General features: G+C 68.7%; 23 protein-coding genes. 17 read left to right on the top strand and 6 right to left on the bottom strand.

The window, feature by feature from the left end; genetic code table 11:
• Positions 1 to 7: 7 nt before the first annotated feature.
• From gcvH to ABD164_RS16770, 6 genes are all read left to right on the top strand, one after another.
• Positions 8 to 379: a glycine cleavage system protein GcvH gene (gene gcvH, locus ABD164_RS16795; RefSeq protein WP_344297638.1), complete on the top strand. Its 372-nt coding sequence runs from the start codon at positions 8 to 10 to the stop codon at positions 377 to 379.
• Positions 380 to 395: 16 nt separating this feature from the next.
• Positions 396 to 3,281, top strand: coding sequence for an aminomethyl-transferring glycine dehydrogenase (gene gcvP / locus ABD164_RS16790; RefSeq protein ID WP_344297636.1), 2,886 nt, complete (start codon positions 396 to 398; stop codon positions 3,279 to 3,281).
• A 646-nt stretch (positions 3,282 to 3,927) separates the two neighbouring features.
• Positions 3,928 to 4,434 (top strand): sigma-70 family RNA polymerase sigma factor, encoded by a 507-nt coding sequence (locus tag ABD164_RS16785; RefSeq protein ID WP_344297634.1) that lies wholly within the window; start codon positions 3,928 to 3,930, stop codon positions 4,432 to 4,434.
• Complete coding sequence (locus ABD164_RS16780; protein ID WP_344297632.1) at positions 4,431 to 5,150, top strand: anti-sigma factor family protein; 720 nt, start codon at positions 4,431 to 4,433, stop codon at positions 5,148 to 5,150. Before ABD164_RS16785 ends, ABD164_RS16780 begins: the two co-directional genes overlap by 4 nt.
• Positions 5,151 to 5,225: 75 nt before the next feature.
• Positions 5,226 to 5,717 (top strand): COG4315 family predicted lipoprotein, encoded by a 492-nt coding sequence (locus tag ABD164_RS16775; protein WP_344297630.1) that lies wholly within the window; start codon positions 5,226 to 5,228, stop codon positions 5,715 to 5,717.
• Positions 5,718 to 5,847: 130 nt separating this feature from the next.
• Positions 5,848 to 6,291, top strand: a complete 444-nt coding sequence (locus ABD164_RS16770) for a hypothetical protein (RefSeq protein ID WP_344297627.1) — start codon at positions 5,848 to 5,850, stop codon at positions 6,289 to 6,291.
• On the opposite strand, the gene ABD164_RS16765 is transcribed toward ABD164_RS16770, so the two are convergent.
• Positions 6,233 to 6,994: a CPBP family intramembrane glutamic endopeptidase gene (locus ABD164_RS16765; RefSeq protein WP_344297625.1), complete on the bottom strand. Its 762-nt coding sequence runs from the start codon at positions 6,992 to 6,994 to the stop codon at positions 6,233 to 6,235. The two genes, ABD164_RS16770 and ABD164_RS16765, sit on opposite strands and share 59 nt — an antisense overlap.
• A 208-nt stretch (positions 6,995 to 7,202) precedes the next feature.
• Between ABD164_RS16765 and ABD164_RS16760 the strand changes: the two genes are divergently transcribed.
• The 6 genes from ABD164_RS16760 to ABD164_RS16735 all read left to right on the top strand — a co-directional run bounded on the left by ABD164_RS16760 (position 7,203) and on the right by ABD164_RS16735 (position 15,717).
• On the top strand, positions 7,203 to 8,822 hold the full coding sequence (locus ABD164_RS16760; RefSeq protein ID WP_344297624.1) for a peptide ABC transporter substrate-binding protein: 1,620 nt from the start codon (positions 7,203 to 7,205) through the stop codon (positions 8,820 to 8,822).
• A gap of 132 nt (positions 8,823 to 8,954) precedes the next feature.
• A complete protein-coding gene (locus ABD164_RS16755) occupies positions 8,955 to 9,881 on the top strand; it encodes an ABC transporter permease (RefSeq protein ID WP_344297623.1) in 927 nt (308 codons plus the stop codon).
• Entirely contained in the window at positions 9,874 to 10,839 is a 966-nt protein-coding gene (locus ABD164_RS16750; RefSeq protein WP_344297621.1) for an ABC transporter permease, read from the top strand. The genes ABD164_RS16755 and ABD164_RS16750 overlap by 8 nt, the downstream gene beginning before the upstream one ends.
• Positions 10,836 to 12,554 (top strand): dipeptide ABC transporter ATP-binding protein, encoded by a 1,719-nt coding sequence (locus ABD164_RS16745; RefSeq protein WP_344297619.1) that lies wholly within the window; start codon positions 10,836 to 10,838, stop codon positions 12,552 to 12,554. Before ABD164_RS16750 ends, ABD164_RS16745 begins: the two co-directional genes overlap by 4 nt.
• A 240-nt stretch (positions 12,555 to 12,794) precedes the next feature.
• Positions 12,795 to 14,699 (top strand): translational GTPase TypA, encoded by a 1,905-nt coding sequence (gene typA, locus ABD164_RS16740; protein WP_344297617.1) that lies wholly within the window; start codon positions 12,795 to 12,797, stop codon positions 14,697 to 14,699.
• Between the two features lie 313 nt (positions 14,700 to 15,012).
• Positions 15,013 to 15,717, top strand: a complete 705-nt coding sequence (locus tag ABD164_RS16735) for a M23 family metallopeptidase (protein ID WP_344297615.1) — start codon at positions 15,013 to 15,015, stop codon at positions 15,715 to 15,717.
• A gap of 220 nt (positions 15,718 to 15,937) precedes the next feature.
• Here the strand turns inward: ABD164_RS16735 and ABD164_RS16730 are convergent, their stop codons facing one another.
• Positions 15,938 to 16,753, bottom strand: a complete 816-nt coding sequence (locus ABD164_RS16730; RefSeq protein ID WP_344297614.1) for an enoyl-CoA hydratase/isomerase family protein — start codon at positions 16,751 to 16,753, stop codon at positions 15,938 to 15,940.
• A 138-nt stretch (positions 16,754 to 16,891) separates the two neighbouring features.
• Here ABD164_RS16730 and ABD164_RS16725 point away from each other — a divergent pair, with 138 nt between their 5' ends.
• The 4 genes from ABD164_RS16725 (at position 16,892) to ABD164_RS16710 (ending at position 20,292) form a co-directional block, all read left to right on the top strand.
• The gene (locus ABD164_RS16725) at positions 16,892 to 17,326 is read left to right on the top strand and encodes a hypothetical protein (RefSeq protein WP_344297612.1); all 435 of its coding nucleotides are present in this window, start codon (positions 16,892 to 16,894) and stop codon (positions 17,324 to 17,326) included.
• Positions 17,327 to 17,364: 38 nt separating this feature from the next.
• Positions 17,365 to 17,685, top strand: a complete 321-nt coding sequence (gene fdxA, locus ABD164_RS16720; RefSeq protein ID WP_344297610.1) for a ferredoxin — start codon at positions 17,365 to 17,367, stop codon at positions 17,683 to 17,685.
• Positions 17,686 to 17,687: 2 nt separating this feature from the next.
• Complete coding sequence (dapC, locus tag ABD164_RS16715) at positions 17,688 to 18,803, top strand: succinyldiaminopimelate transaminase (protein ID WP_344297608.1); 1,116 nt, start codon at positions 17,688 to 17,690, stop codon at positions 18,801 to 18,803.
• 178 nt (positions 18,804 to 18,981) lie between these two features.
• Complete coding sequence (locus ABD164_RS16710) at positions 18,982 to 20,292, top strand: citrate synthase (RefSeq protein WP_425545961.1); 1,311 nt, start codon at positions 18,982 to 18,984, stop codon at positions 20,290 to 20,292.
• Here ABD164_RS16710 and ctlX read toward each other — a convergent pair.
• Together ctlX and ABD164_RS16700 are read right to left on the bottom strand one after the other, a co-directional pair.
• Positions 20,277 to 21,221 carry a citrulline utilization hydrolase CtlX gene (ctlX, locus tag ABD164_RS16705; protein WP_344297606.1) on the bottom strand — a complete coding sequence of 315 codons (945 nt, stop codon included), beginning with the start codon at positions 21,219 to 21,221 and terminating at the stop codon, positions 20,277 to 20,279. The genes ABD164_RS16710 and ctlX overlap by 16 nt on opposite strands.
• 3 nt (positions 21,222 to 21,224) lie before the next feature.
• Positions 21,225 to 22,253, bottom strand: coding sequence for an ornithine cyclodeaminase (locus ABD164_RS16700; RefSeq protein ID WP_344297604.1), 1,029 nt, complete (start codon positions 22,251 to 22,253; stop codon positions 21,225 to 21,227).
• Between the two features lie 122 nt (positions 22,254 to 22,375).
• Between ABD164_RS16700 and ABD164_RS16695 the strand changes: the two genes are divergently transcribed.
• Positions 22,376 to 22,807 carry an Lrp/AsnC family transcriptional regulator gene (locus ABD164_RS16695; RefSeq protein ID WP_344297602.1) on the top strand — a complete coding sequence of 144 codons (432 nt, stop codon included), beginning with the start codon at positions 22,376 to 22,378 and terminating at the stop codon, positions 22,805 to 22,807.
• A 36-nt stretch (positions 22,808 to 22,843) separates the two neighbouring features.
• Here the strand turns inward: ABD164_RS16695 and ABD164_RS16690 are convergent, their stop codons facing one another.
• Both ABD164_RS16690 and dapD read right to left on the bottom strand, forming a co-directional pair.
• Entirely contained in the window at positions 22,844 to 25,423 is a 2,580-nt protein-coding gene (locus ABD164_RS16690; RefSeq protein WP_344297600.1) for a penicillin acylase family protein, read from the bottom strand.
• Between the two features lie 150 nt (positions 25,424 to 25,573).
• The gene (gene dapD, locus ABD164_RS16685; protein WP_344297598.1) at positions 25,574 to 26,539 is read right to left on the bottom strand and encodes a 2,3,4,5-tetrahydropyridine-2,6-dicarboxylate N-succinyltransferase; all 966 of its coding nucleotides are present in this window, start codon (positions 26,537 to 26,539) and stop codon (positions 25,574 to 25,576) included.
• Between the last annotated feature and the right edge of the window lie 23 nt (positions 26,540 to 26,562).

The following is a 26,562-nucleotide window of genomic DNA, read 5'->3' as shown; positions in this document are numbered from 1 at the left end:
GCACACCGTGACCGAGCCCAGCGCACTGCAGTACACCGAAGAACACGAGTGGATCGACGTCGACGGAGACGTCGCCACCGTCGGCATCACCGACTACGCCGCCGAGAAGCTCGGCGATGTCGTCTACGTCGACCTGCCGGCCGCCGGCACGACCGTCACCGAGGGCACCGTCGTCGGCGAGATCGAGTCCACCAAGTCGGTCGGCGAGCTGTTCGCGCCGGTCAACGGCGAGGTCGTCGAGGCCAACCAGGCCGTCGTCGACACGCCCGAGCTCGTGAACAGCGACCCGTTCGGCGAGGGCTGGCTGCTCAAGGTGCGCACGTCGAGCATGCCCAAGCTGCTCACGCACGACGAATACCGCGCCTTCGTCGGCGAGTAAGGAACCACAGAACCACATGACCGTCTCCTCCGCCTTCGACGTGGACGCCTTCGGGCGCCGCCACATCGGCACCACCCCCGACGACCACGGGCTCATGCTCGCCGCGCTCGGCTACGACTCGCTCGACGCCCTCATGGCGGCGGCCGTGCCGACCTCGATCCGCATGCACGAGGTGCTGAACTCGGCCATCCCCGCCGCGGCCACCGAGCGCGAGGCGCTCGACGAACTCGCCGCGCTCGCCTCGCAGAACACCGTGCGCACGCCCATGATCGGCCTCGGGTACTACGGCACCGTGACGCCCGCCGTGATCCAGCGGAACGTGCTCGAGAACCCCAGCTGGTACACCGCGTACACGCCGTACCAGCCCGAGATCAGCCAGGGGCGGCTCGAGGCGCTCATCAATTTCCAGACGATGGTCTCAGACCTCACGGGGCTCGACACCGCCAACTCGTCGATGCTCGACGAGTCGACCGCCGTCGTCGAGGGCATGCTGCTGACGCGTCGTGCGTCGAAGTCGGCCTCGAACCGCTTCGTCGTCGACGCCGACGCGCTGCCGCAGACGCACGCGCTACTCGAGTCGCGGGCGGCGGCCGTCGGCATCGAGCTCGTGGTCGCCGAGCTGGATGAGACCACTGACGTCGCCGCACTCGGCGAGCACTTCGGTCTCTTCGTGCAGTACCCCGGCGCTTCGGGCCGGGTCTGGAACCCGTCGTCGGTCATCGCCGCGTCGAAGGCGCAGGGTGCCCTCGTCGTGGCCGCCGCCGACCTGCTCGCCCTCGCCCTCATCACGAGCCCGGGCGAACTCGGCGCCGACGTCGCCGTGGGCACGTCGCAGCGCTTCGGCGTGCCCATGGGCTTCGGCGGTCCGCACGCCGGCTACATGGCCGTGCGCGCCGGACTCGAACGGCAGCTCCCCGGACGCCTCGTGGGCGTCTCGCAGGACGCCGCCGGCCACCCCGCCTACCGCCTCAGCCTGCAGGCACGCGAGCAGCACATCCGCCGCGAGAAGGCGACGTCGAACATCTGCACCGCGCAGGTGCTGCTCGCCGTGATGGCGTCGATGTACGCCGTCTATCACGGGCCACGGGGCATCCGCGCGATCGCGACGCAGGCGGCCGGAAAGGCGAGGCTGCTCGCCGGCTGGCTCGAAGACCTCGGCCAGCACGTCGCCCACGACGCGTACTTCGACACCCTCGCGGTGCACGTGCCGGGCCTCGCGAAGAACGTCGTCGCGCGCGGACGCGAACTCGGCGTGCTGCTCTGGGAGGCCGACGAGGCCACGGTGCTGGTCTCGGTCGACGAGACCACCACGATCGAGCACCTGCACCTCGTGACCCGCGCCTTCGGCGGCCCCGAGGAGCGCGACCTCGACGGTCCGATCACGCAGAACGCCATCCCCGAGGCGCTGCGTCGCACGTCGCCGTACCTCGAGCACCCGGTGTTCAACACGCACCACTCCGAGACGCAGATGATGCGCTACCTCAAGCAGCTCGCCGACCGCGACTACGCGCTCGACCGCGGCATGATTCCGCTCGGGTCGTGCACGATGAAGCTCAACGCCGCCACCGAGATGCAGGCGGTCACGTGGCCCGCCTTCGCGAACCTGCACCCGTTCGCGCCCGAGGCCGACGTCGTCGGATCGCTCGCGCTCATCGAGCAGCTCGAGACCTGGCTCGCCGAGGTCACCGGCTACGACACCGTGTCGCTGCAGCCGAACGCGGGCAGCCAGGGCGAGCTCGCCGGCCTGCTCGCGATTCGCGGCTACCACCTCGCCAACGACGAGGCCGAGCGCGACATCTGCCTCATTCCGTCGAGCGCACACGGCACGAACGCCGCATCGGCGGTGCTCGCGGGGCTGCGCGTCGTGGTCGTCGCGACCGACGAGCTCGGCAACGTCGACCTCGACGACCTGCGGGCGAAGATCGCCGAGCACGCCGACCGCGTCGCCGCGCTCATGATCACGTACCCGTCGACGCACGGCGTCTACGAGCACGAGGTGAAGCAGATCACGCAGGCCGTGCACGACGCGGGCGGCCAGGTCTACGTCGACGGCGCCAACCTCAACGCGCTGCTCGGCTTCGCGCGCTTCGGCGACTTCGGCGGCGACGTGTCGCACCTGAACCTGCACAAGACGTTCTGCATCCCGCACGGTGGCGGCGGCCCCGGCGTCGGACCGGTCGCGGCGAAGGCGCACCTCGCGCCCTACCTGCCCGGGCACCCGATGGCCCAGCGCGCCGACCACTCGGGCGGAGTCACGCACGACGGCGGTCCCGTCTCGGCTGCGCCCTATGGCAGTCCGTCGATCCTGCCGATCTCGTGGGCGTACGTGCGCATGATGGGCGCCGAGGGCCTCAAGCAGGCGACTGCGGCCGCGGTGCTCTCGGCGAACTTCGTCGCGTCGCGCCTGCGCGACCACTTCCCGGTGCTGTACACCGGCGACAACGGGCTCGTCGCGCACGAGTGCATCCTCGACCTGCGCCCGCTCACCGCCGAGACCGGGGTCACGGTCGACGACGTCGCGAAGCGTCTCATCGACTACGGGTTCCACGCGCCCACGATGTCGTTCCCCGTCGCGGGCACCCTCATGGTCGAGCCGACCGAGTCCGAAGACCTCGCCGAGCTCGAGCGATTCGTCGAGGCGATGATCGCCATCAAGGCCGAGGCCGACGCGGTCGGGCGCGGCGAGTGGCCCGTCGACGACAACCCGCTGCGGGGCGCCCCGCACACCGCCGAGTCGGTCATCGCGGGGGAGTGGACGCACCCGTACACGCGTGAGCAGGCGGTGTACCCGGTGCACTCGCTCGTGCGCAACAAGTACTGGGCGCCCGTGCGACGCATCGACCAGGCCTACGGCGACCGCAACCTCGTGTGCGCCTGCCCGCCGGTGGAGGCGTTCGCGTGACCGAGCACCCCGCGAACCCTCGACGAGGCACAGCCGCCTGCTGCCCTACCCAGCCCCGCTGAGTGCCGCGACGCGGGTCCTCGGGCTGTTGACTCCTGAAAACAAGGACACTCCTTCGACCGGGCGGCGTCCTTGTTTTCAGGAGTCACCCGAATCTTCGGGAGTCACCTGGGTCCTCGGGGGTCACCTGGGTCCTCGGGGGTCGCCGGCGGCCCACGGCTGCGTGCCCCGGGAAGTCCGGACGTCGCGGGTGGACCGGGCCACGCCCACTGGGCCGCGGCCACGACGAACAGGCCGATCCTCGACGACGGCAGCTTCTCGCCGAGGCCTCGTGCCGCTCGACCGTGGGGATGGGTCCGAGCACGGGGGCGAGCCACTTTCCGGCCGCGACCGTCACCGGCACCATCACGAGCACGAGCAACGCCCCGAGCGCCGTCACGATGCCGAGACGGCGTCGCGTGGCCGGCCAGAACGTGCCGAGCAGCAGGGCGAGTACCGTGAGCGGTGTAAGCACGACGACCAGGCCGAGGTCCGCGGCATCCGAACCGACACGATGCTCGACCCGCTCTCGGCTCACCGGCAGGCCGATCGGGCATCGGTGAACCGATCGCAGCCCTACCTCGTTGTGAAAGACAGGAGGTGACGGATGCCGCCCGACGACGACAGCCGCCTGACCGCGTTGTACGACGCGCACGGCCCGTCGGTGTGGCGGTACGTCGTGCACCTGACCGGTGACCCGGCCGGCGCAGACGACATTGTGCAGGAGACCCTGCTGCGGGCGTGGAGGAGCCCCCGAATCCTCGCCCAGGAGCCTACGTCGACCAGGTCGTGGATGTTCACGGTCGCCCGCAATCTCGTGATCGACGAGGTGCGAAGCGCCCGTCGCCGCCACGAGATCGGAGTTGCCGAATTGCCCGAACGCGTACAGGACGACGCAACCGACGCCCTGTTCGAGAGCCTGTTGGTGGAGGAGGCGCTGGTGACGCTGTCGGTGGAGCATCGTGCGGTGATCGTGCACGCCTACTACGGCGGATGCAGCGTGGCCGAGGTCGCGCGGCGCCTCGGCATTCCCGAGGGCACGGTCAAGTCGAGGCTTCACTACGGTCTTCGCGCCCTGCGGCTCGCGCTGCAAGAGAAGGGAGTGACGCGATGAACCCGAATCACGCGCGCTTCGCGGAATGGGACTCGGCCTATGTACTCGGGGCGCTGTCACCCGTCGAACGGCGCGAGTTCGAGGAGCATCTCGAGTCCTGCGAACTGTGTTCGCGGGCGGTCGCAGAGCTCGCCGCCATGCCCGGGCTGCTCGCCCGGCTCGCGCCCGAGCGGGCGAGCGCTATCGCAGAGGACCCCGACGGGGCATCCGCACCGGCACCTCGCGACGACCTGCTCGACGCGGTGCGCCTCGCCGACCGACGTCGCCGCACGCGGCGCACGCGGTACTGGTGGGGCGCGGTGGCCGCGGCGGCGGCGGTCGCCGTGCTCGCGGTCGTGCTGCCGCTGAGCATGGGCCAACCCGCCACGGCGCGGGAGGCGGTCGCGTTCGAGGCGGTCGTCGACGTTCCGCTCACCGCCACGGCCATGCTCACCCAGGTCGGGTGGGGAACCCGGATCGAACTCGATTGCCGCTACGGCGATGCCGACGCCGACGCCGACGTGCCGCCCGGCGGGTGGCCGTACTCGCTCGTCGTCATCGAACGCGATGGCACGCGCAGCGAGGTCTCGAGCTGGCGGGCGAGTCCCGGTACGGGGGCACGCCTCTCTGCAGCTACCGCCGCCGACCTCGACGATATCGCCTCCCTCGAGATCCGGGCGATCGCCAGCGGCGAGGTGCTCATGCGCGGCGTCTCGGACGAGCTGCAGCGCCGGTGAACCATTCGAGCCGTCCTCTCGTGTACCCGACGTGGCCGCGCACGGCGGTCGCGAGCACGAGAGAAGGATCTTCGCATGAAACTGCGCATTGCAGCCGGACTCGCCGTCGCGGCACTCGCCGTAGCACTCACGGGCTGTACGACACCAGCGGCCGAGCAACCGCCTGCCGAAGCACCGACCGCGACCGAGACAGAGGCGCCGGCCGAGTCGATGTCGGCAGCCCTCACCACGGCCCAGTCGTCGCTCGGCGAGATCGTCGTCGACGGTGAGGGCATGACGGTCTACATGTTCGACAACGACACCCAGGGAGCCGATGCGAGCGTCTGCGAGGGCGAGTGCGCGACGAACTGGCCGGCGGTGACCACGGATTCCGACAGCCCCGAGGTCGAAGGGGTGACCGGCGAGGTCGGCACCATCACCGGCGTCGACGGTTCCGCCCAGCTCACGCTCAACGGATGGCCGCTCTACTCGTACATCGGCGACGAGGCCGCCGGCGACACGAACGGCCAGGGCGTGCAGGACGTCTGGTGGGTGCTGAGCCCTGCCGGTGAGAAGATCGGGCCCTGACCGGCTCAACGGCTGACCGCTCGTGAGGCCCGGCGCGGCGCGGCACGCGCCGGGCCACGCGAGCCCGAACCCATGTCGCCGCACGCCCTCGCGCGATAAACTGAGGATCATTCGCACAGGGAGGTGCCGCATGCTCACCCTCGACGTCCTCACGGTCATCGGATTCGTCGCGGCCTTCATCGGCGTGAGCGCCGCCACGGCCGACGTCACCGGCATCGAGAAACGCCTTCGGAGCCTCGACCGGGGCGACCCCGCCACCGCCGACGCGGTGCGTCGTGCTCAAGCTGTCACCGACCTCGCCCGCGGCGGGTTCTTCGGGCTCGAGTCGATGGCGATCGTGTGCACGCCCTCGCGCCGCAATCTGCACCTCAGCGGCGACGAGGAGTACGTCGAACCCGTGAACGCGCGGCCAGTGCCGACCGTGGCCGTCGCGTCCACGCCACAGGGCCGTCACGTCGTCGCGCGCGGCGCGCGACCGCCACGGCGCCTCGCCCGGGGCATCCGACGCCTGTTGACTACTCGGGCGGCGCGAACAGCTCGGGCCACCAGCCGACCGCCAGCGGGTATCCGATGAATGAGATCATGTCGAGCATCCAGTGCGCGACGACGAGCGGCATCGTGCGCCCCCAGCGCTGGTAGCACCAGCCGAAGACGATTCCCATCGCGACGTTGCCGGCGAACGGCCCGAAGCCCTGGTAGAGGTGGTACGTGCCGCGCAGGAGCGCGCTCGAGAGAATGGTCGACCACGGGCCGACACCGAGTTCCCGCAGCCTCGTGAACAGGTAGCCCACCACGATGACCTCTTCGGTGAGCGCCGCCTTCAGCGCCGCGAGCACCAGGATCGGCACGGTCCACCAGTGCGCGTCGAGGGGTGAGGCGACCACCGCGACCGTCCAGCCGGCGAGCCGGCCGATGGCGTAGAGCGCGATTCCGGGGATGCCGATGACGGCGACGAGCGCGAGAGCGGATGCCGCGTCACGGCCCGGTCGCGTGAAGTCGAGGCCGATGCGGCGGAACGGGCTGCGCCCCGGCTGCCAGAGCAGGTAGAGTGCGAGCGCGACCACGAACAGCCCGAAGAACACGTCGAGCAACTGGTATGTGAAGTCGAGCCACTCGCGGCTCGATCGCGACTGGTTGATGGCGGCCGACTGCTCGGCGAGCGGACGTTCGTCGGTGACACGAGCCACGATCGAGACGATCGAGTACACCGCGGATGCCCCGAGCGACAGGCCGAGCATGATGCCCACCTCGAGCCGCAGTCGACGGTCGGATCGCATGCCGCAATCATCGCACGGCGGCTCAGAACGCAACAATCGTGCGTTTCGGCGACGGAATCCGCCGGGCGTGCTGCGGCAAGGTTGCGCATCGGTAACGGTTTCCGACTCGAGTTGGCAAGTCTCAGGATCGGTTCGTATTGTCGTAGGCACTAAGCGCTCAGGCGGCCACGAGCCGTTCTGCTCTCGCGCACATCTCACAGGAGGAACATTGAAGACCAAGAGATACGGCGTTGCCGCCATTGCTCTTGCCGCTGCGGGCGCGCTTGTGCTCACCGGCTGCACGAGCGGTGGATCGGAGCCCTCGGCACCGGCCGGCGACCCTGAGGCGATCATCACGACCAATGGCTCCGAGCCGCAGAACCCGCTGATCCCGACGAACACCACCGAGACCGGTGGCGGCAAGATCGTGACGTCGCTCTTCGCGGGCCTCGTCTCGTACAACGCCGAGGGCGACATCGAGCTCGACGTCGCCGATTCGATCGAGTCCGACGACTCGCAGCACTGGACCGTCAAGCTCAAGGAAGGCCAGACCTTCACCGACGGCACCGACGTCACCGCGAACTCGTTCGTCGACGCGTGGAACTACGGCGCGCTGTACAGCAACGCCCAGAGCGCCTCGTACTTCTTCGACAACATCGAGGGCTTCAGCTACACCGAAGACAGCGAGCTCACCGGCCTCAACGTGGTCGACGACCTGACCTTCACGGTCGACCTGGTCGCGCCCGAGGCCGACTGGCCGCTGCGCCTCGGCTACACGGCCTACTTCCCGCTGCCCGAGGTCGCCTTCGAAGACATCGAGGCGTTCGGCCAGAACCCGGTCGGCAACGGTCCCTACATGTTCGCCGGCGAAGACGCCTGGACGCATGAAGAGAAGATCGACCTCGTGACGAACCCCGACTACGACGGTGTTCGCACGCCCGCCAACGGCGGCCTCACGATCGTCTTCTACACCTCGCAGGACACGGCGTACGCCGACCTGCAGGCGGGTAACCTCGACGTGCTCGACGCTGTGCCCGACTCGGCGCTCGCGACCTTCGAAGACGAGTTCGGCGACCGCGCGGTCAACCAGCCGGCAGCCATCTTCCAGGGCTTCAACATGCCGTACTACCTCCCTCACTGGAGCGGTGAAGAGGGCGAACTCCGCCGCGCCGCCATCTCGATGGCGATCAACCGCGACGAGATCACCGACGTGATCTTCCAGGGCACGCGCACCCCGGCCTCCGACTTCACCTCGCCGGTCATCGCCGGCTGGTCGGACAGCCTCGAAGGCGCCGAGGTCCTCGCGTACAACCCCGAAGAGGCGCAGGCCAAGTGGGCCGAGGCCGAGGCGATCGCTCCTTACGGCGACACCGTCTTCGACATCGCCTACAACGCCGACGGCGGCCACCAGGCCTGGGTCGACGCAGTCGCGAACAGCATCGCCAACACCCTGGGTATCCAGGCTGTCGGCAAGCCGTACCCGACGTTCGCTGCGGCCCTCGACGACCGCGAGAACGAGAAGCTGACCGGTGCCACCCGCGCCGGCTGGCAGGGCGACTACCCCTCGATGTACAACTTCCTCGCACCGCTGTACCGCACCGGCGCCGGGTCGAACTACGAGGGCTACTCGAGCGAAGAGTTCGAGACGCTGCTCGACGAGGGCGCTGTCGCCCAGACCGTCGAAGAGGCGACCGCCAAGTACCAGCAGGCTGAAGAGGTGCTCCTCAAGGACCTCCCCGCCATCCCGCTGTGGTACTCGAACGTGACCGGCGCATCGGCCGACACGGTCGACAACGTGGTGTTCGGCTGGGACTCGGTCCCGCTGTACCACCAGATCACCAAGGGCTGAGACGCGACCCGTCTGAATAATCCCTGAGGCAAGATGTCCGGGGCGGTGACGCCCCGGACATCTTGCTGATCTATGCTCGATTCTTGTGATTGCGGTTCTAATGCTCTCAGCGACAACAACTGAGGAGAGCTGATGCTCTGGTACACCGGTAAGCGTCTCCTCCAAGTCATCCCTGTGCTCCTCGGAGCAACCTTCCTCATCTACTTCATGGTCTTCGCCATGCCGGGCGACCCGATCGCGGCGCTCTACGGTGACCGCCCGCCGGCGCCCGGTGTGATCGAACAGATCCGTGAGCAGTACCACCTGAACGATCCGTTCATCGTGCAGTACTTCCACTACCTCATCGGCATCTTCCAAGGCGATTTCGGTGTCACCTACTCGGGTCAGTCAGTCAACGATGTCCTGGCTCGCACCTTCCCGGTGACCATTCGCCTCGCACTGCTCGCGATCTTCATAGAGATGGTCGCCGGCATCTTCGTCGGCCTCATCAGCGGACTTCGCAAGGGCGGCATCTTCGATGCGACCGGCCTCGGCGTGAGCCTCGTGCTCATCTCGCTGCCGATCTTCGTCATCGGTTTCGTGGCGCAGTACTTCCTGGCCATCCAGCTCGGCTGGTTCAGCCCCACGGTCGGCGCGGGCGCCCCGCTCGAAGACCTGATCCTGCCGGCCCTCGTGCTGGCGAGCATCAGCTTCGCGCAGATCGTGCGACTGACCCGTTCGTCGGTCATCGAGACCGCGGGCCTCGACTTCGTGCGCACGGCATACAGCAAGGGGCTCACGCGACGACGCATCGTCCCCGTGCACATTCTGCGCAACTCGCTGATCCCCGTCGTCACCTACCTGGGCACCGACTTCGGCACGTTGCTCGTGGGAGCCACCGTCACCGAGGGCATCTTCAACGTGCCCGGGGTCGGTCGCACGCTCTTCCAGGCGATCCTTCGCGGTGAGGGGCCCACGATCGTGTCGTTCGTCACGGTCATGGTGCTGCTGTACCTCATCGTGAACCTCCTGGTCGATCTTCTCTACGCCGTACTCGATCCGAGGATCCGTTATGCCTGATATCGACACCACCACATCGAAGCCCCAGCCCGGGCACTACGTCGCTCCGCTCGAAGAGACGCCGCTCGACGCGATCGACACCATCAAGGCCGAGGGCAAGCCGTCGAACCTCTGGATCGACGCGTGGGCCGACCTGCGTCGTCGGCCGATGTTCTGGATCTCGGCGGCGATGATCCTCATCATCGTGTTCGTCGCCCTGTTCCCCGGCCTGTTCACGAGCGAGCCGCCGAACTCGAACTGCCAGCTCGCCAACAGCAACGGCGCGCCCACCGACGGGCACCCGCTCGGGTTCACCCGTCAGGGCTGCGACGTCTGGTCGCGCATCGTGCACGGTGCCGCCACGTCGCTGAGTGTCGGCATCATCGTGACCATCCTGGTGTTCACCCTCGGAGTGCTCTTCGGTGCATTCGCCGGATTCTACGGCGGATGGGTCGACGGCCTGCTCTCGCGCATCGGCGACATCTTCTTCGCCATCCCCTACATCCTCGCGGCCGTCGTCATCATGTCGGTCCTCGCGGACTACCGGAACGTGTGGGTCATCTCGCTTGCGATCGGCCTCTTCGCATGGCCGGTCACGGCTCGCGTGCTCAGATCCGAGATCTTGCGGGTGAAGCAATCCGACTACGTGACCGCGGCCACGGCGATCGGCGTTCCCCGGTTCAAGATCATGTGGGCACACGTCGTGCCGAACTCGATCGCGCCGGTCATCGTCATCACCACGATCGCGCTCGCGGGTGCGATCGTCGCCGAGGCGACGCTCTCGTTCCTGGGTGTCGGCCTGCCCTCGACGTTCATGTCGTGGGGCAACGACATCGCGCAGGCGCAGACGACGCTGCGAACGGCACCCCAGGTGCTGCTCTACCCGTCGATCGCGCTTTCGCTGACGGTGTTCTCGTTCATCATGATGGGCGAAGTCATCCGTGACGCCCTCGACCCGAAGGCGAGGGCACAGCGATGAGCACCCCACTTCTCGAAGTCAAAGACCTCGAAGTCGCGTTCCGCACCCAAGACGGCCTCGTGCAGGCCGTGCGCGGCGTGAGCTTCAGCCTCGAGCGTGGTTCGAGCCTCGCGATCGTGGGCGAATCGGGCTCGGGCAAGTCGACGACCGCGCACGCGATCATCAACCTGCTGCCCGGCACCGGCTTCATCTCCGGCGGCCAGATCCTGCTCGACGGGCAAGATCTCACCAAGGCCAATGAGCACGAGATGGAGTCGATCCGCGGTCGCAAGATCGGGTTCGTCCCACAAGACCCGATGTCGAACCTCAACCCGGTGTGGTCGATCGGCTTCCAGGTCGAAGAGGCGATCCGCGCGAACGGCATCGCCACCGGCAGGAAGGCCGTCAAGAAGCGGGCCATCGAGGTGCTGAAAGAGGCGGGACTGCACGACGCAGACCGCCGCCTGAAGCAGTTCCCGCACCAGTTCTCGGGCGGCATGCGCCAGCGCGTGCTCATCGGCATGGGCCTCGCGGCGAACCCGCAGCTGCTCATCGCCGACGAGCCCACCTCGGCGCTCGACGTCACCGTGCAGCGGGTCATCCTCGACCACCTCGAATCGCTCACCCGCGAACTCGGCACGACGCTGCTGTTCATCACGCACGACCTCGGCCTCGCGGCCGAGCGTGCCGAGCAGCTGCTCGTCATGTACAAGGGCCAGGTCGTCGAGGCCGGCCCGTCGGTCGAGATCCTCCAGAACCCGCAGCACCCGTACACGCAGCGGCTCGTCGCCGCGGCTCCGAGCCTCGCCTCGCGTCGCATCCAGGCGTCGGGCAGCATCGCCGCCGCCGAGACGGCGATGTCGAGCGGTGCGGCAACCGCGGCCGGCGACACGATCGACCTGATCGCGACCGCCGAGGCGCGCGCCGAGGCGCTCGAGGCCGCCGCGGCCCAGCCGCCGGCCATCGTCGTCGAGAATCTCACCAAGGTCTACAAGATCCGTGGTGCGGGCGACTTCACGGCGGTCGACGATGTCTCGTTCCAGATCGCCAAGGGCACCACCACGGCGCTCGTGGGCGAGTCGGGCTCGGGCAAGTCGACCGTGGCCAAGATGCTGCTGAAGCTCGAAGATGCCACCAGCGGCAAGATCGTCGTCGGCGGAAACGACCTGTCGTCGGTGAGCAGCCAAGAGATGTTCGCGCTGCGCAGCCGCATGCAGCCGGTCTTCCAAGACCCCTACGGCTCGCTCAACCCGTTGCGCAACATCGGCAACACCATCGCCGAGCCGATGTCGACGCACAAGGTCGGCACCAAGGCGTCGCGTCGTGAGCGGGTGTTCGAGCTGCTCGACCAGGTGTCGCTGCCGCGCACGCTCGTGAGCCGCTACCCGAACGAGCTTTCGGGCGGCCAGCGTCAGCGCATCGCGATCGCGCGTGCGCTCGCCCTGAAGCCCGAGATCGTCATCCTCGACGAGGCGGTCTCGGCGCTCGACGTGCTCGTGCAGGCGCAGATCCTGCGCCTGCTCGCCGACCTGCAGGCCGAGCTCAACCTGACGTACCTCTTCATCACCCACGACCTCGCGGTCGTGCGCGTCATCGCCGACAACGTCTGCGTGATGCAGCGGGGGCGCGTCGTCGAGGCGGCGACCACCGACGAGGTGTTCGACAACCCGAAAGAGCAGTACACCCGAGACCTGCTCGCGGCCATTCCGGGCGCGAACATCCCGCTCGGGGCGTAGTTCTCGGCGCATCAGCTCGCGCACGAACGCCCGGCATCCGATCATTTCGGATGCCGGGCGTTCGGCGTTCGCAGGCTTCTCACCCGATGGCACGGTAGGCTGTACCGGCGCGCGCCGTCGATTCGGCGTCTCGCGCTCTCCCACAGACCTTCACCCACAGCGCTTCCAGCGCTCCCGTCGTGCCGCCATTCGCGGCCACCGGGGCGTCGCGCGAAGCCCACCAGCCCAGAGGACCGAACCATGGCGAACGCCACCCGCAACGACCTGCGCAACGTCGCGATCGTCGCTCACGTCGACCACGGAAAGACCACGCTCGTCGACGCGATGCTCAACCAGACGCACTCGTTCGCCGAACACGCGCACGTCGAAGAGCGTGCGATGGACTCCAACGAGCTCGAGCGCGAGAAGGGCATCACGATCCTCGCCAAGAACACGGCGATCTCGTACAACGGCGTGCACTCGAACGGCAGCCCGATCACGATCAACGTCATCGACACCCCCGGTCACGCCGACTTCGGCGGCGAGGTCGAGCGCGGTCTCTCGATGGTCGACGGCGTCGTGCTGCTCGTCGACGCGAGCGAGGGCCCGCTGCCGCAGACCCGGTTCGTGCTGCGCAAGGCGCTCGAAGCGCGCATGCCCGTGATCCTGTTGGTCAACAAGACCGACCGTCCAGACGCGCGCATCGACGAGGTCGTGGCCGAGAGCCAAGACCTGCTGCTCGGCCTCGCATCCGACCTCGCCGACGATGTGCCCGACCTCGACCTCGACGCGATCCTCGACGTTCCCGTCGTCTACGCCTCGGGCCGTAACGGGGCCGCGAGCCACCACAAGCCCGAGAACGGCGAGCTGCCCGACAACGACGACCTCGAGCCTCTGTTCGAGGCGATCCTGCAGCACATCCCCGCGCCGACATATGACGACGAGCACCCCCTGCAGGCGCACGTGACCAACCTCGATGCGTCGCCGTTCCTCGGCCGGCTTGCGCTGCTGCGCGTCTTCCACGGCAGCATCAAGAAGGGCCAGACGGTCGCGTGGGTCAAGCACGACGGCTCCGTGCAGAACGTGCGTGTCACCGAGCTCTTCCTCACGAAGGCGCTCGACCGGTACCCCGCCGAGAGTGCCGGCCCCGGTGATATCGCGGTGGTCGCAGGTTTTGAAGACATCATGATCGGCGACACCCTCGCCGATGCCGACGACGTGCGCCCTCTGCCGATCATCGCGGTCGACGAGCCGGCGATCTCGATGACCATCGGCACGAACACCTCGCCCCTCGTCGGCAAGGTCAAGGGACACAAGCTCACGGCGCGCATGGTGAAAGATCGCCTCGACCGCGAGCTCGTCGGCAACGTGTCGCTCAAGGTGCTCGACATCGGCCGTCCCGACGCCTGGGAGGTGCAGGGCCGCGGCGAGCTCGCGCTCGCGATCCTCGTCGAGCAGATGCGCCGTGAGGGCTTCGAGCTGACCGTCGGCAAGCCGCAGGTGGTCACGAAGCAGGTCGACGGCAAGACGCACGAGCCCTACGAGCACCTCACGATCGACGCGCCCGAGGAGTACCTGGGCGCGATCACCCAGCTGCTCGCCTCGCGCAAGGGTCGCATGGACAACATGTCGAACCACGGCACCGGCTGGGTGCGCATGGAGTTCATCGTGCCGAGCCGCGGCCTCATCGGCTTCCGCACCGAGTTCATGACCACCACCCGCGGCACGGGCATCGCGAACGCGATCTCGCACGGCTACGACGCATGGGCCGGCCAGATCGTCACCCGCAACAACGGCTCGATCGTCGCCGACCGTTCCGGTGTCGTCACCCCCTTCGCGATCATCGCCCTGCAAGAGCGCATGACGTTCTTCGTGAACCCGACCGAAGAGGTGTACGAGGGCATGGTCATCGGCGAGAACTCGCGTGCCGACGACATGGACGTGAACATCACCAAAGAGAAGAAGCTCACGAACATGCGGTCCTCGACGGCCGACACCTTCGAGTCGATGACGCCCTCGCGCCAGCTCTCGCTCGAGGAGTGCCTCGAGTTCGCCCGCGAAGACGAGTGCGTCGAGGTCACCCCGGCGGCGGTCCGAATCCGCAAGGTCGAGCTCGACGCGACGGCCCGTGCGCGCGCGACGTCGCGTCTCAAGAAGCAGGGCTGAGCAACCTCGAAGCGGATGTCGCGGGCCGAGCCCGCGACATCCGCTTCGCTGTTCCCGCGCCGTTGCTGACAGAGATCGCTCTCACGGATGCACGGGGAAAACGCATGCTCCACGGATGAACCTCCCAGAATCACTGCGTACGGTAGCTGAGATTGTCTCGATCTCGTAACAGTTCCCTGCCCCGAAACCCGAAACTCAGATACGTAACGCTGTGATGACTTCCCCCTTGCATGGCCGCCGCGCGGCCGCCCCCGCCCCTGCCCGTCCCCGACTCAAGCGCCGCTCCGCTCGCCCCGCTCGCTCCGGCCGCGCCGTGCGTCCGAAGTTCTCGGCCCTCGCCATGTCGTTCGTGGCCGCGATGATGCTTGCCACGAGCGTGCCCGCGCTCGCGGTCACCGCGACCGACGGTGTCGATACCGCCTCGGTCTATGCCCCGGCCGGTGAAGACACCGTGACCTACGCGCCGCAGAGCGTCGAGGTGAGCGAAGAGGCCGTGATCTCGACGCTCGCCGCCGAGACCTACGACGTCGAGGCAGCCCCGCCGCCCATCGTCTCTGAAGTGGCGAACGTCGGCTCCGTGTCGATCGCCGAGGGCGACGCCATCGTGTGGCCCGTGGTCACCTGGGAGAAGCGCTATTCGGGCTTCGGTCCCCGAGAGGCCCCCTGTGGCGGATGCTCGACGTTCCACGACGGCATCGACTTCAACCCCGGCGACGGCACCCCGGTCATGTCGATCGCCGACGGCGTCGTGGTGCTCTCGACCGAGAACGGCGGCGGCCTCGGCGTGAACGTCGAGGTGCAGCACAACATCGGCGGCGAGCTCATCACGACCTCGTACGGCCACATGCAGTACGGATCGCTCGCGGTGTCGGTCGGGCAGCGCGTCACCGCGGGCCAGCAGCTCGGCCTGGTCGGCACGACCGGCCAGTCGACCGGACCGCACCTTCACTTCGAGATCTTCCGCGGCGACGGCGTGCGCTTCGACGGGTTCGCCTGGCTCTCGGAACGCATCGGCTGATCGCCTCGTCGGTCGAGTAGCGAGCGACGAAGGACCATGCGTATCGAGACCTGGTGACTCCTCGTCGGTCGAGTAGCGGGCGACGAAGGAGCACGCGTATCGAGACCTGGTGACTCCTCGTCGGTCGAGTAGTGGGCGACGAAGGAGCACGCGTATCGAGACCTGGTGACCGGGTCTCGATACGCTCGCTGCGCTCGCTACTCGACCGGCGGAGGCGGGCCTACTTTCCGGTGAACGAGGGCTCGCGCTTCTCGAGGAACGCGGCGACTCCCTCGTGCATGTCATCGGTGCGGAACGCGTCGCGGAACCCCTCGACCTCGAGTGCGCTCGCGGCCTCGGTCGGGGTGCCCGTCGCGGCGACGAGCACCCGCTTGGCCAGGCCCACCGCCGGTGCCGCGTTCGTGGCCACGAGGTCGAGGGTCTCGCGCGCGCCGGCGAGCAATGACTCACGGTCGGGGAACCGGCGCACCACGAGTCCGATGTCGACGGCTTCGTCGATGCCGATGCGGCGCCCCGTGTAGATGAGCTCCTTCGCACGGGCGAGGCCGACCGCCCGGGGCAGTCGCACCGTGCCACCGAAGCCGGGAATGAGGCCGAGCTTCACCTCGGGCTGGCCGAAACCCGAGGCATCGGTCGCGTAGATGAAGTCGCAGGCGAGCGCGAGCTCGAGTCCGCCGCCGAGCGCGAACCCGTCGACGCACGCGATGACGGGCGCCGGGAGCGCCTCGATGAGCGCGGCGAGACGGTGGCCGAGCAGCGCCGTGGCCTCGCCCGCTTCGGGCGTGAAGCCCGCGAGCTCGCGGATGTCGGCGCCGGCGACGAACGCCCGCCCGCCCTCGCCGACCAGCAACACGCCCCGCACGGCCGGGCCCTCGGCGGCAAGCGACTCGAAGGCCTCGGCAAGTGAGGTGAGCACGGCGGGGGAGAGCGCGTTGAGGGCGTTCGGACGGTCGATGGTCACCGTCGCGATCGCGCCGTCGCGCTCGATGCGCACGTCGTTCGAGTCGGTCGTGCCATCGGTCGTGGCCTCGGTCATCGTCATCGATCCTCTCGGTCGGCGGGGCGTCGGCACCACGCTACGGCATGAGTTCAACTCGCCCAACGTCGGTAGACTCGGATCGGCAGCGGGCCGGCATCGCTCGGAGCCGCAGCCGGGATCGACGAGGGAGCAGGCATGCCAACCACCGCATTCGGCGCCCGCATCGGAACGATCCTGGTCGCCTTCTTCATCGGTGCTGTCTACGGCGCGCTCGCGACAATCGGTCATCGCGCGACGCTACGCATCGGCGAGGTGACGATCCCGTGGGGGCTTGCGGCGGCGCTCGTGGGCGTCACAGCCCTGCTGGTCGGCATCCGCCTGGTCATGCCGGGCCGCGCGACGGCGGCTGCGGCGGCCGCGGGCATCGTGGTCGTCATCGCCCTGCTCACCCTTCCTGGCCCCGGCGGCTCGGTGCTCGTCGTCGGCGACCTCTCGGGCACGATCTGGAGCATCGCGCCCGCGCTCATCGCCGTGCTCGTGGTGGCCTGGCCCGAGCTGCCGCCCCGGCGACGCGGCGATGTCGACGTCCGCGCGGGCCAGGCCGACGCCGACGGTCGCGCAGGCGCCTAGACTGGAATCCCAGCCTTCCGAAGGAGCGTCGAACTGCCGTGACCTATGTGATCGCCCTCCCATGTGTCGACGTCAAAGACCGTGCCTGCATCGACGAGTGTCCGGTCGACTGCATCTACGAGGGTGAACGCTCGCTGTACATCCACCCCGACGAGTGCGTCGACTGCGGTGCGTGCGAGCCGGTCTGCCCGGTCGAGGCCATCTACTACGAAGACGACCTTCCCGACGTGTGGGCCGACTACTACAAGGCCAACGTCGAGTTCTTCGACGACATCGGCTCGCCGGGCGGTGCGGCGAAGGTCGGCGTGATCGCCAAAGACCACCCGGTCATCGCCGCCCTGCCGCCCCAGGCGCACTGATCGTGGGGCGTGCGGCACTTCCCGACTACCCATGGGATCTGATGGCGCCCTTCCGCGAGCGCGCCGCCGCGCACCCCGGCGGCGTGGTCGACCTGTCGATAGGTTCGCCGGTCGACCAGACGCCGGCCATCGTGCGCGAGGCGCTCGCCGCGGCCACCGACGCGCACGCCTATCCGCAGACCGTCGGCACCGATGAGCTTCGGGCGGCGATCGTCGAGTGGTTCGCACGGCGCCGCGGCGTCACGGGCCTGACGCCGGCGCATGTGCTGCCTACCATCGGCTCGAAAGAGCTCGTCGCGCTGCTGCCCTTCCTGCTCGGCCTCGGCGAGGGCGATGTCGTGGTGCATCCCCGCGCAGCGTACCCGAGCTACGAGATGGGTGCCGTGCTCACCGGTGCGACCGCGATGGCATCCGACGACCCCGCGGCATGGCCCGCGGCCACGAAGCTCGTGTGGCTCAACAGCCCGGGCAACCCCGACGGGCGTGTGCTCACCATCGACGAGCTGCGCGCGGCGCGCGAGCGCGCGCGCGAGCTCGGCGCCGTGATCGTCGGCGACGAGTGCTACGCCGAGCTCGGCTGGCAGGGCGAGTGGGCCGACGCTCCCGCGCCGAGCCTGCTCGATCCGCGCGTCGTCGGCGACAGCCGCCGCGACACGCTCGTCATCTATTCGCTCTCGAAGCAATCGAACATGGCGGGGTACCGCACGGCGTTCGTGGCCGGATGTCGCACCGTGATCGCCCGGCTCACCACGGTGCGCAAGCACGCGGGGCTCATGCTGCCGCAGCCGTTGCAGCAGGCCATGATCGCGGCGCTTCGCGACGACGCGCACGTCGCCGAGCAGAAGCAGCGCTACCGCGCGCGCCGCGATCTGCTGAAGCCGGCGCTCGAGGCGGCGGGGTTCCGCATCGACCACAGTGAGGCGGGGCTCTACCTCTGGGCGACCGAGGGCCGCGACGCGTGGCAGTCGATCGAGCGTCTCGCCGACCTCGGCATCGTCGGCGGCCCGGGCCACTTCTACGGCGTGCACTTCCCCGAGCACGTGCGGCTCTCACTCACCGCGACCGATGAGCGGGTGCAGGCCGCGGCCTCGAGGCTGCGGGCCGCCGCACCCGCGTAGCATCCGTTCGTCGCCCGCCGTCTGGCACCGATTGTGAACGTCTCCAACGAATGGCCGATTGTCTTGGCAGATGCAACAGTGTGCCGATGGCACGTCTAGGCTGTAACCCGGGCCGTGCGCCGACCGGCGCGCCGCCAGAAGGCAGGTGACCGCGCAAGTGACGATCACAGGAGGCGCCGTGAGCGACGTCGTGAACAGTGCAGAGGGGCAGAACCCCGCAGCTGCAACGCTCTCATTCCCCGGCGGGCGTGCCGAGTTCCCGATCCAGCCGGCGATCGACGGCAACTCGAGTCTCGACCTCGGCACACTGACGCGTCAGACCGGGCTCACCGCCCTCGACTACGGCTTCGTGAACACCGCATCGACGCGGTCGGCGATCACCTACATCGATGGCGAACAGGGCATCCTTCGCTACCGCGGCTACCCCATCGAAGAGCTCGCCGAGCACTCGACGTTCCTCGAGGTGGCCTGGCTGCTCATCTACGGCGAGCTGCCCACCGCCGACGAGCTCGCCGAGTTCGACGAGAAGGTGCGCCGTCACACGCTGCTGCATGAAGACCTCAAGCGCTTCTTCTCGGCGCTGCCGCACACGGCGCACCCCATGTCGGTGCTGTCGAGCGCGGTGTCGGCACTGTCGACCTACTACGAAGACTCGAGCGACCCGCACGACCCCGAGCACGTCGAGCTCACGACGGTGCGACTGCTCGCCAAGCTTCCCGTCATAGCTGCCTACGCACACAAGAAGAGCGTGGGTCAGGCGTTCCTGTACCCAGACAATTCGCTCGACTTCGTGCCGAACTTCCTGCGGCTGAACTTCGGCAACATGGCCGAACGATACGTCGAAGACCCCACCCTCGCGCGCGCGCTCGACCGGCTGCTCATCCTGCATGAAGACCACGAGCAGAACGCGTCGACGTCGACGGTGCGCCTCGTGGGGTCGACGGGCGCCAACCTCTATGCGTCGATCTCGGCGGGCATCCAGGCACTCTCAGGCCCCCTGCACGGCGGCGCCAACGAGGCCGTGCTCTCGATGCTCGCACGCATCCGCGACTCGGGCGAGGGTGTCGGCAGGTTCGTCGAGCGCGTGAAGAACAAAGAAGACGGCGTGAAGCTCATGGGCTTCGGGCACCGCGTCTACAAGAACTACGACCCCCGCGCGAAGATCGTCAAGCAGTCGGCCAACGAGGTGCTCGCCGGGCTCGGCGTCAGCGACCCCCTGCTCGACATTGCACAGGAGCTCGAGCAGTTCGCCCTGCAAGACGACTACTTCAAAGAGCGGCGCCTGTACCCGAACGTCGACTTCTACACCGGCGTCATCTACAAGGCAATGGGCTTTCCGACCCGCATGTTCACGGTGCTGTTCGCCATCGGGCGCCTGCCGGGGTGGATGGCGCACTGGCGCGAGATGAATCTCGACCCGGCCACCAAGATCGGTCGCCCGCAGCAGCTGTACATCGGCGAGCCCGAACGGCACTACCCCGGCGTCTGACTCCGCTGCGGTCGCGGGTCGAGGTGCACGCCCGCGAGCATGCACCGCACCGATCCGCCGGCGAGCTCGATCGTCGGCACGTCGAGCGGCAGCAGTTCTGCGCTGCGTTCGATGACCGCACGCTGCTCGCCGGTGAGCGCATCGAACGCGCGGCGCGACAGCGCGAGCACGCGTCGGTCTTGCGCTTCGAGCTCGATCGCGTTGCCGCAGAATTCATCGAGTTGCGCGGAGCTGAGTTCGATGACCGAGCGGCGGTTGCGGCCCGCGAGTCGTTCGGCCACCTCGTTGCGGCGCATCGGTGAGGTGATCGCATCGAGGCCGACGAGCGCGAACTCGGTGGCCACGCACATCATGACGTTGGTGTGGTAGATCGGGATGCTGCGCGCGTCGGACGCCTCGAACACCATCGGCTCGTACCCGAAGTTGGTGCAGAACCGCTCGAGCGCGACGGGGTCGGCGCGGTTCGACCGCGTCGCATAGGCGATGCGGAACTCGTGGTCGAGCACCATCGCACCGGTGCCCTCGAGAAACACGTCGTCGTACTCGAGGCCCGAGTAGTCGATGACGTCCTGCACCCGGTAGCGCGCCTTCAAGGTGTCGATGATGTCGCCGCGCCGCTCACTGCGGCGGTTCGGGGTGAACATCGGGTAGACCGCGACGTGCCCGCCCGAGTGCGTTGACATCCAGTTGTTGGGAAAGACGCTGTCGGGCCGATCGTCCCGCTCGTCCTCGAAGAGGTGCACGGTGACACCGGCCGCCTCGAGCGCTTCGGCGGCGCGCGTGGCCTCGTCGAATGCGCATGCAGCGACACGGGCGAGATCGACGCCGCCGCCGTCGGTCTGGAAGCCGTTGTCGGCCAGCGTCGCCTCGTTGGGGCGGAAACGGTGCGGCCGCACCATGACGACCGCCTCGGGTGCCTGCACCGCCACGGGTCAGCCGACCGGCGAGAATGCGCCGACGAGTCCGAAGAGGTCCTTCGGGTCATCGGGGTCGGCGACAAGGTCGATCTGCTGTGCGTACTGCGTACCCACCACGCGGTCGCGCACGTAGCGCAGCGCCGAGAAGTCCTCGATGGCGAAGCCGACCGAGTCGAACACCGTGACCTGTTCGTCGCCGGCACGGCCGGGCGCCCGCTCGGTCAGCACCTCCCAGAGCTCGGTGACCGCGAAGTCGTCGCCGCGCTGCTGGATTTCGCCCTCGATGCGGGTCTGCGGGGTGTACTCGACGAACACGGCACTGCGGTCGAGGATCGCGGCGTCGAGCTCTGTCTTGCCGGGGCAGTCGCCGCCGATCGCGTTGAGGTGCATGCCGGGCCGCACGAGTTCGTCGGCGAGGACCGTGGCGCGAGCCTTGTCGGCGGTGCACGTGGTGACGATATCGGCGCCGTCGAGGGCCTCGGCGACACTGCCGGTCACCTCGATCGTGAAGCCGAGCGGCAGCAGGTTGCGGGCGAACTTGGCGACCGCGTCGGGGTCGACGTCGAACACGCGCAGGCGATCGATGCCGAGCGCGGTGCGGAAGGCCAGCGCTTGGAACTCGGCTTGACTGCCGGCACCGATCATGGCCATCACCTGCGAGTCGGGGCGGGCGAGCGCGCGGGCGGCGAGCGCCGACGTGGCCGCGGTGCGCAGCGCCGTGAGGATCGTCATCTCGGCGAGGAAGGTCGGGTAGCCGTTGTGCACGTCGGCGAGCACGCCGAACGCGGTCACCGTCTGGTAGCCGCGTGCCGGGTTCGACGGATGTCCGTTCACGTACTTGAACCCGTAGGTCTCGTGGTCGCTCGTGGGCATCAGCTCGATGACGCCGAACGGCGTGTGGCTCGCCACGCGAGGCGACTTGTCGAACGACTCCCAGCGCCGGAAGTCGCGGTCGAGTTCGTCGACGAGCCCGGCGATCACATGCTCGGGCCCGGTGCTCGCCACCCAGGCGGCCATGCTGCGTACATCGACGAAACTCGTCATCGTGATCCTCTCGGTGTTGCCATCGAGCCTAGATTTCGGCGATATACAACGGCAACGCCCGAAGCGTGCACGAATCGTCATAGGACCTCGCAGAACGTAGAGCCCCGATGTACGATCTGTGCATGGCGGTGCTCGACGATCTCGACCGGCGGCTGCTCGCTGCGCTGCGCGAAGACGGGCGCGCACCGGTGGCGAGCCTCGCACGCACCCTCGGCGTGGCCCGGGCGACCGTGAACAGCCGCATCGATCGGCTCGTGTCATCCGGAATCATCGTCGGCTTCTCGGTGCGCGTGCGCGACGAACTCGAACCGCTCGCGATCCACGCGATCTCGCTCATCGAGGTCGAGGGGCGCACGACCGATGACGTCATCCGCGGGCTTCGCGGGCTGCCCGAGGTGATTGCGCTGCACACGACGAACGGCGGCTGGGACCTCGTGGCCGAATTGCGAACCGAGAGTCTCGCCGAGTTCGACCGTGTGCTGGGGCGCATCAGGTCGATCGAGGGCGTCGTCAACAGCGAGACCAGCCTGCTGCTGAGTTCGGTGCTGCGCTGAGTGGTCAGCTGGGCGTCATCGCGGGGTGGCCCGGCGTCAGCCCGCGGGGCGCAGTTGCAGGGTGTCGCTCGCGGCCTCCTGCACGGCCTTGACGGTGAACGGCCAGGGCCGCAGTTCGCCGCGCTGCCACAGGGGCGCCTGGTCGTCGTAGTGCGGGTTGAACGCGTGACCCGAGGCACCGGTCAGGTTGATCCAGCGTGATTCGTCGAGATCGTCGAGGTCGATGACCATGCGCATGGACGGCACCCAGTCGACGCCGTAGCCGAGGCTCACGTCCCACCCGATGGCGTTCACGATCGACGATCCGCCGCCGAGCTCGTAGGGCCCGCGGTTGAAGAGCCACTCGATCGGCCCGATGCCCGACTCGCCGAAGCTCGCGTTGGTGAGGGTGAGCGTGTGCAGCTCGCCCCAACGCCAGGCGTCGGAGTCGTCGCCCATGAGCTCGGAGGCCTCCGACCAGGCGGCGGCGAGCGCCTCGGCGACGACGGCGTCGCGGCCGGTGGCGCCAGAGGCGGTGCTGCTCCACCATGGGGAATCGGGCTGGCCGAGCAGGGTGCCGACGACGTTGAACCAGCGGTCTCCGCCTTGCGGTCGCGTGGGTTCGGGCAGCGATGCGAACAGGTCGTCGAGCAACGTTCGCCAGAACACGGCGAAGTAGGCCGCCTCGGCGCTGTCGGCGTCGGCGTGGCCGTTCCAGCCGTCGAGCAGTGCCGCGCCGCGGGCGGCGTCGCCGTCGAGGTCGAGCTCGGCGATGAGCGGCAGGAACATCGCGGCGTTGGCGTCTGCGGTGTCGAGCTGCATCTGCGCGAGGTCGTCGGCGGTGAGCTTGCCGCCGTCGGCGATGCGCTCGCGGATGAGGCGGTCGATGCCCACGGCGCGGTAGCCGTAGTCCCAGTCCTCGGTGAGCAACGGGCCGTCGGGGCCGGCCGCGGGGTTGTTCGCGGTCACGATGTACCCGGCAGCGGGATTGAACACCGACGGCAGCTCATCGAAGGCGAGGCTGCCCGACCAGCCGTTCGCGCTGGTCCACCCGGGCAGCGGCACCGTGCCGTCGCCCGAGAGGCGAACCGGGATGTCGCCGGGCGCCTGGTAGCCGATATTGCCCGAGTCGTCGGCGTAGATGAGGTTCTGCGAGGGAACGTCGAAGAGGGCGGCAGCGTCGCGGAAACCCTGCCAGTCACGTGCCTTGTTGAGCGCGAAGATCGCCTGCGGCGTGGTGCCGGCGGTGAGCGCCGTCCACTGCAGCGAAACCTCGTACTCACCCTCGGGGGCGCCCGATGCCGCGGGGTACTCGGCCGCGACGTCACCGAAATCGTCGCGGATGTCGGTCACGATCGGGCCGCGCCCGGTGGAGCGAACGGTGATCGTCACGGGGTCGCCGCCGGCGACGTCGATGGTCTCTTCGCGCACAGTGAGAGGGACCTGGGTGCCGTCGAGTTCGTAGGTGTCGCCGTCGACGCGCTCGAGGAACAGGTCGGCGACGTCGGGCCCGAGGTTCGTGAACCCCCAGGCGATGCGGTCGTTGTGCCCGATGATGACGCCAGGCAGTCCCGAGAAGGTGTAGCCCGCGACGTCGAAGGCGCAGTCGTCGCGCACCTCGGCGCAGTGCAGGCCCATCTGCGTCCATATCGAGGGCATGGCGGGCCCGAGGTGCGGGTCGTTCGCGAGCAGCGGCCGGCCCGACTCGGTGAGCGCCCCCGAGATCACCCACGAGTTCGACCCGAGGTCGCCGCCCTCGGGGCCGAGCAGTTCGGGCACCCCGTCGATCGCCGCGCTGAGCGAGGTGAGGGCGTCGGCGACGCCGTCGGACGAGACATCCGCCGTTGCCGTTGCCGTCGCCGTCGCCGTTGTCTCGGCGAGCGGCTCGATCGACGTCGCGGCGGGCGCCGCGGCGAGCGGCCCCCCGACGATCGTTGGCATCTCGCCCCACGCGTACTCGGGGTGCAGGAAGTCGATCTGCTCTGGAGTCAACTCGGTGGCGAGCAGCGCCCGGTCGATCTCGTCGCCGAGGTTCGATCGCAGGTCCCAGGCCATGGCTTTGAGCCACGCGATCGAGTCGATGGGCGACCACGGCTCGGGGGAGTAGCCGGGATTCTGCAGCCCGAGCACGGCGTACTCGAGCGAGAGGTCGGCGCCCCCGCGCTCGTCGAGGTAGGCGTTGACGCCGTCGGCGTAGGCGTCGTAATAGGCCTTCGACTCGGGGTCGAGCAGCTCGTACTCGCGCTCGGCGATGCCGCGCCAGTCGAGCGTGCGGATGAACGCGTCGGTGCCGACCTGCGACTGGCCGAACAGCTCGGCGAGGCGACCGGCGGTGACGTGGCGACGGAAGTCCATCTCCCAGAAGCGATCCTGGGCGTGCACGTAGCCCTGCGCGAAGAAGAGGTCGTGGTCGGTCTCGGCGACCAGCTGCGGAATGCCAGCGTCGTCGCGGTACACGGTGACCGACGCGGTGAGCCCAGGCACGTCGACGCGACCGCTCGTCGTGGGAAACGAGCGCTGCACGGTCCACCATCCGAAACCCGCGGCGACGACGGCGAGTACGAGCACGGTGACGAGCAGGCCGATGAGAAAGCTGAGCCCTCGGTGCCTGCGGGTTCTGGGTGCGTCGGTACCCACGTCACTCCTTCGTGATGCGTGATCGGAAGCACCACTGTAGCCGAGAAGCGGCGGTGGTTCCGTCGGTCGAGTAGGCGCGCCAGCGCCTCCTTCCGTCGGTCGAGTAGGCGCGCCAGCGCCGTATCGAGACCCGTCGGTCGAGGCCTACCCTCAGGCGTGCAGCGCCGCGTTCAGTGCGACGCCCTCGCCCGACCGCGACAGCGCCTCGACCTGGCCGTTCAGCGAGTTGCGTCGGAACAGCAGGTTCGGCACTCCCGAGAGCACGACGGCCTTGACCGTGCTCGGCCGTTCGCCCTTGCCGCCGAGCAGTACGACCTTGGTTCCGGCCGTGACGTAGAGGCCCGCCTCGACGACGCTGTCGTCGCCGATCGAGATGCCGATGCCCGAGTTCGCGCCGAGCAGCGCCCGCTCGCCGATCTCGATGCGCTGCGTGCCGCCGCCCGAGAGCGTGCCCATGATCGAGGCGCCACCGCCGATGTCGCTGCCGTCGCCGACGACGACGCCCTGCGAGATGCGTCCCTCGACCATCGAGGCGCCGAGCGTGCCGGCGTTGAAGTTCACGAAGCCCTCGTGCATGACGGTGGTGCCGGGTGCGAGGTGCGCACCGAGGCGCACGCGGGCGGCGTCGGCGATGCGCACGCGGTCGGGTGTGACGTAGTCGAGCAGGCGCGGGAACTTGTCGAGCCCTTCAGCATGGATTCCAGCGCGCTGCAGGGCGGGCCGCAGACGCGTGAAGTCGTCGGGATGCACCGGCCCCGCGTTCGTCCACACGACCGAGGGCAGGTGCGCGAAGATGCCGTCGAGGTTGATCGTGTTCGGGCGCACGACGAGGTGCGAGAGCAGATGCAGCCGCAGGTATGCGTCGGCCGTGCCGGCGGGGGCGGTGTCGAGGTCGATCGTGAGGTCGACGGCCTCGACGGTGACGTTGCGTCGCTCGTCGGGCCCGGCGAGCGCGGCGTGTTCAGGGGCGAGAACGGATGGCTCGGCCGAGCCCTCGCTCACAAGCGCGGGGTTCGGGAACCACGCGTCGAGCACCGTGCCGTCGGCCGCGACGGTCGCGAGACCGGCCCCGTGGGCGGTGCGGGCAGGAGTGGTGGCGGCATCGTTCGCGGGCATACGTCAAGGGTAGCGATGGCCGC

It is taken from the genome of Agromyces neolithicus (assembly GCF_039529735.1).
Classification (GTDB): Bacteria; Actinomycetota; Actinomycetes; order Actinomycetales; family Microbacteriaceae; genus Agromyces; species Agromyces neolithicus.
This window is presented reverse-complemented; position numbering and strand designations above follow the sequence as displayed.

Bases quoted from the DNA above. Each gene is read 5' to 3' on its own strand.
- ABD164_RS16785 (WP_344297634.1), top strand. From the start codon at position 3,928: ATGCCGCCCGACGACGACAGCCGCCTGACCGCGTTGTACGACGCGCAC.
- ABD164_RS16765 (WP_344297625.1), bottom strand. From the start codon at position 6,994: ATGCGATCCGACCGTCGACTGCGGCTCGAGGTGGGCATCATGCTCGGC.
- ABD164_RS16770 (WP_344297627.1), top strand. From the start codon at position 5,848: ATGCTCACCCTCGACGTCCTCACGGTCATCGGATTCGTCGCGGCCTTC.
- typA (WP_344297617.1), top strand. From the start codon at position 12,795: ATGGCGAACGCCACCCGCAACGACCTGCGCAACGTCGCGATCGTCGCT.
- ABD164_RS16775 (WP_344297630.1), top strand. From the start codon at position 5,226: ATGAAACTGCGCATTGCAGCCGGACTCGCCGTCGCGGCACTCGCCGTA.
- ABD164_RS16725 (WP_344297612.1), top strand. From the start codon at position 16,892: ATGCCAACCACCGCATTCGGCGCCCGCATCGGAACGATCCTGGTCGCC.
- ABD164_RS16695 (WP_344297602.1), top strand. From the start codon at position 22,376: ATGGCGGTGCTCGACGATCTCGACCGGCGGCTGCTCGCTGCGCTGCGC.
- ABD164_RS16750 (WP_344297621.1), top strand. From the start codon at position 9,874: ATGCCTGATATCGACACCACCACATCGAAGCCCCAGCCCGGGCACTAC.
- ABD164_RS16745 (WP_344297619.1), top strand. From the start codon at position 10,836: ATGAGCACCCCACTTCTCGAAGTCAAAGACCTCGAAGTCGCGTTCCGC.
- ABD164_RS16780 (WP_344297632.1), top strand. From the start codon at position 4,431: ATGAACCCGAATCACGCGCGCTTCGCGGAATGGGACTCGGCCTATGTA.
- gcvP (WP_344297636.1), top strand. From the start codon at position 396: ATGACCGTCTCCTCCGCCTTCGACGTGGACGCCTTCGGGCGCCGCCAC.
- ABD164_RS16730 (WP_344297614.1), bottom strand. From the start codon at position 16,753: ATGACCGAGGCCACGACCGATGGCACGACCGACTCGAACGACGTGCGC.
- ABD164_RS16755 (WP_344297623.1), top strand. From the start codon at position 8,955: ATGCTCTGGTACACCGGTAAGCGTCTCCTCCAAGTCATCCCTGTGCTC.
- ABD164_RS16700 (WP_344297604.1), bottom strand. From the start codon at position 22,253: ATGACGAGTTTCGTCGATGTACGCAGCATGGCCGCCTGGGTGGCGAGC.
- dapD (WP_344297598.1), bottom strand. From the start codon at position 26,539: ATGCCCGCGAACGATGCCGCCACCACTCCTGCCCGCACCGCCCACGGG.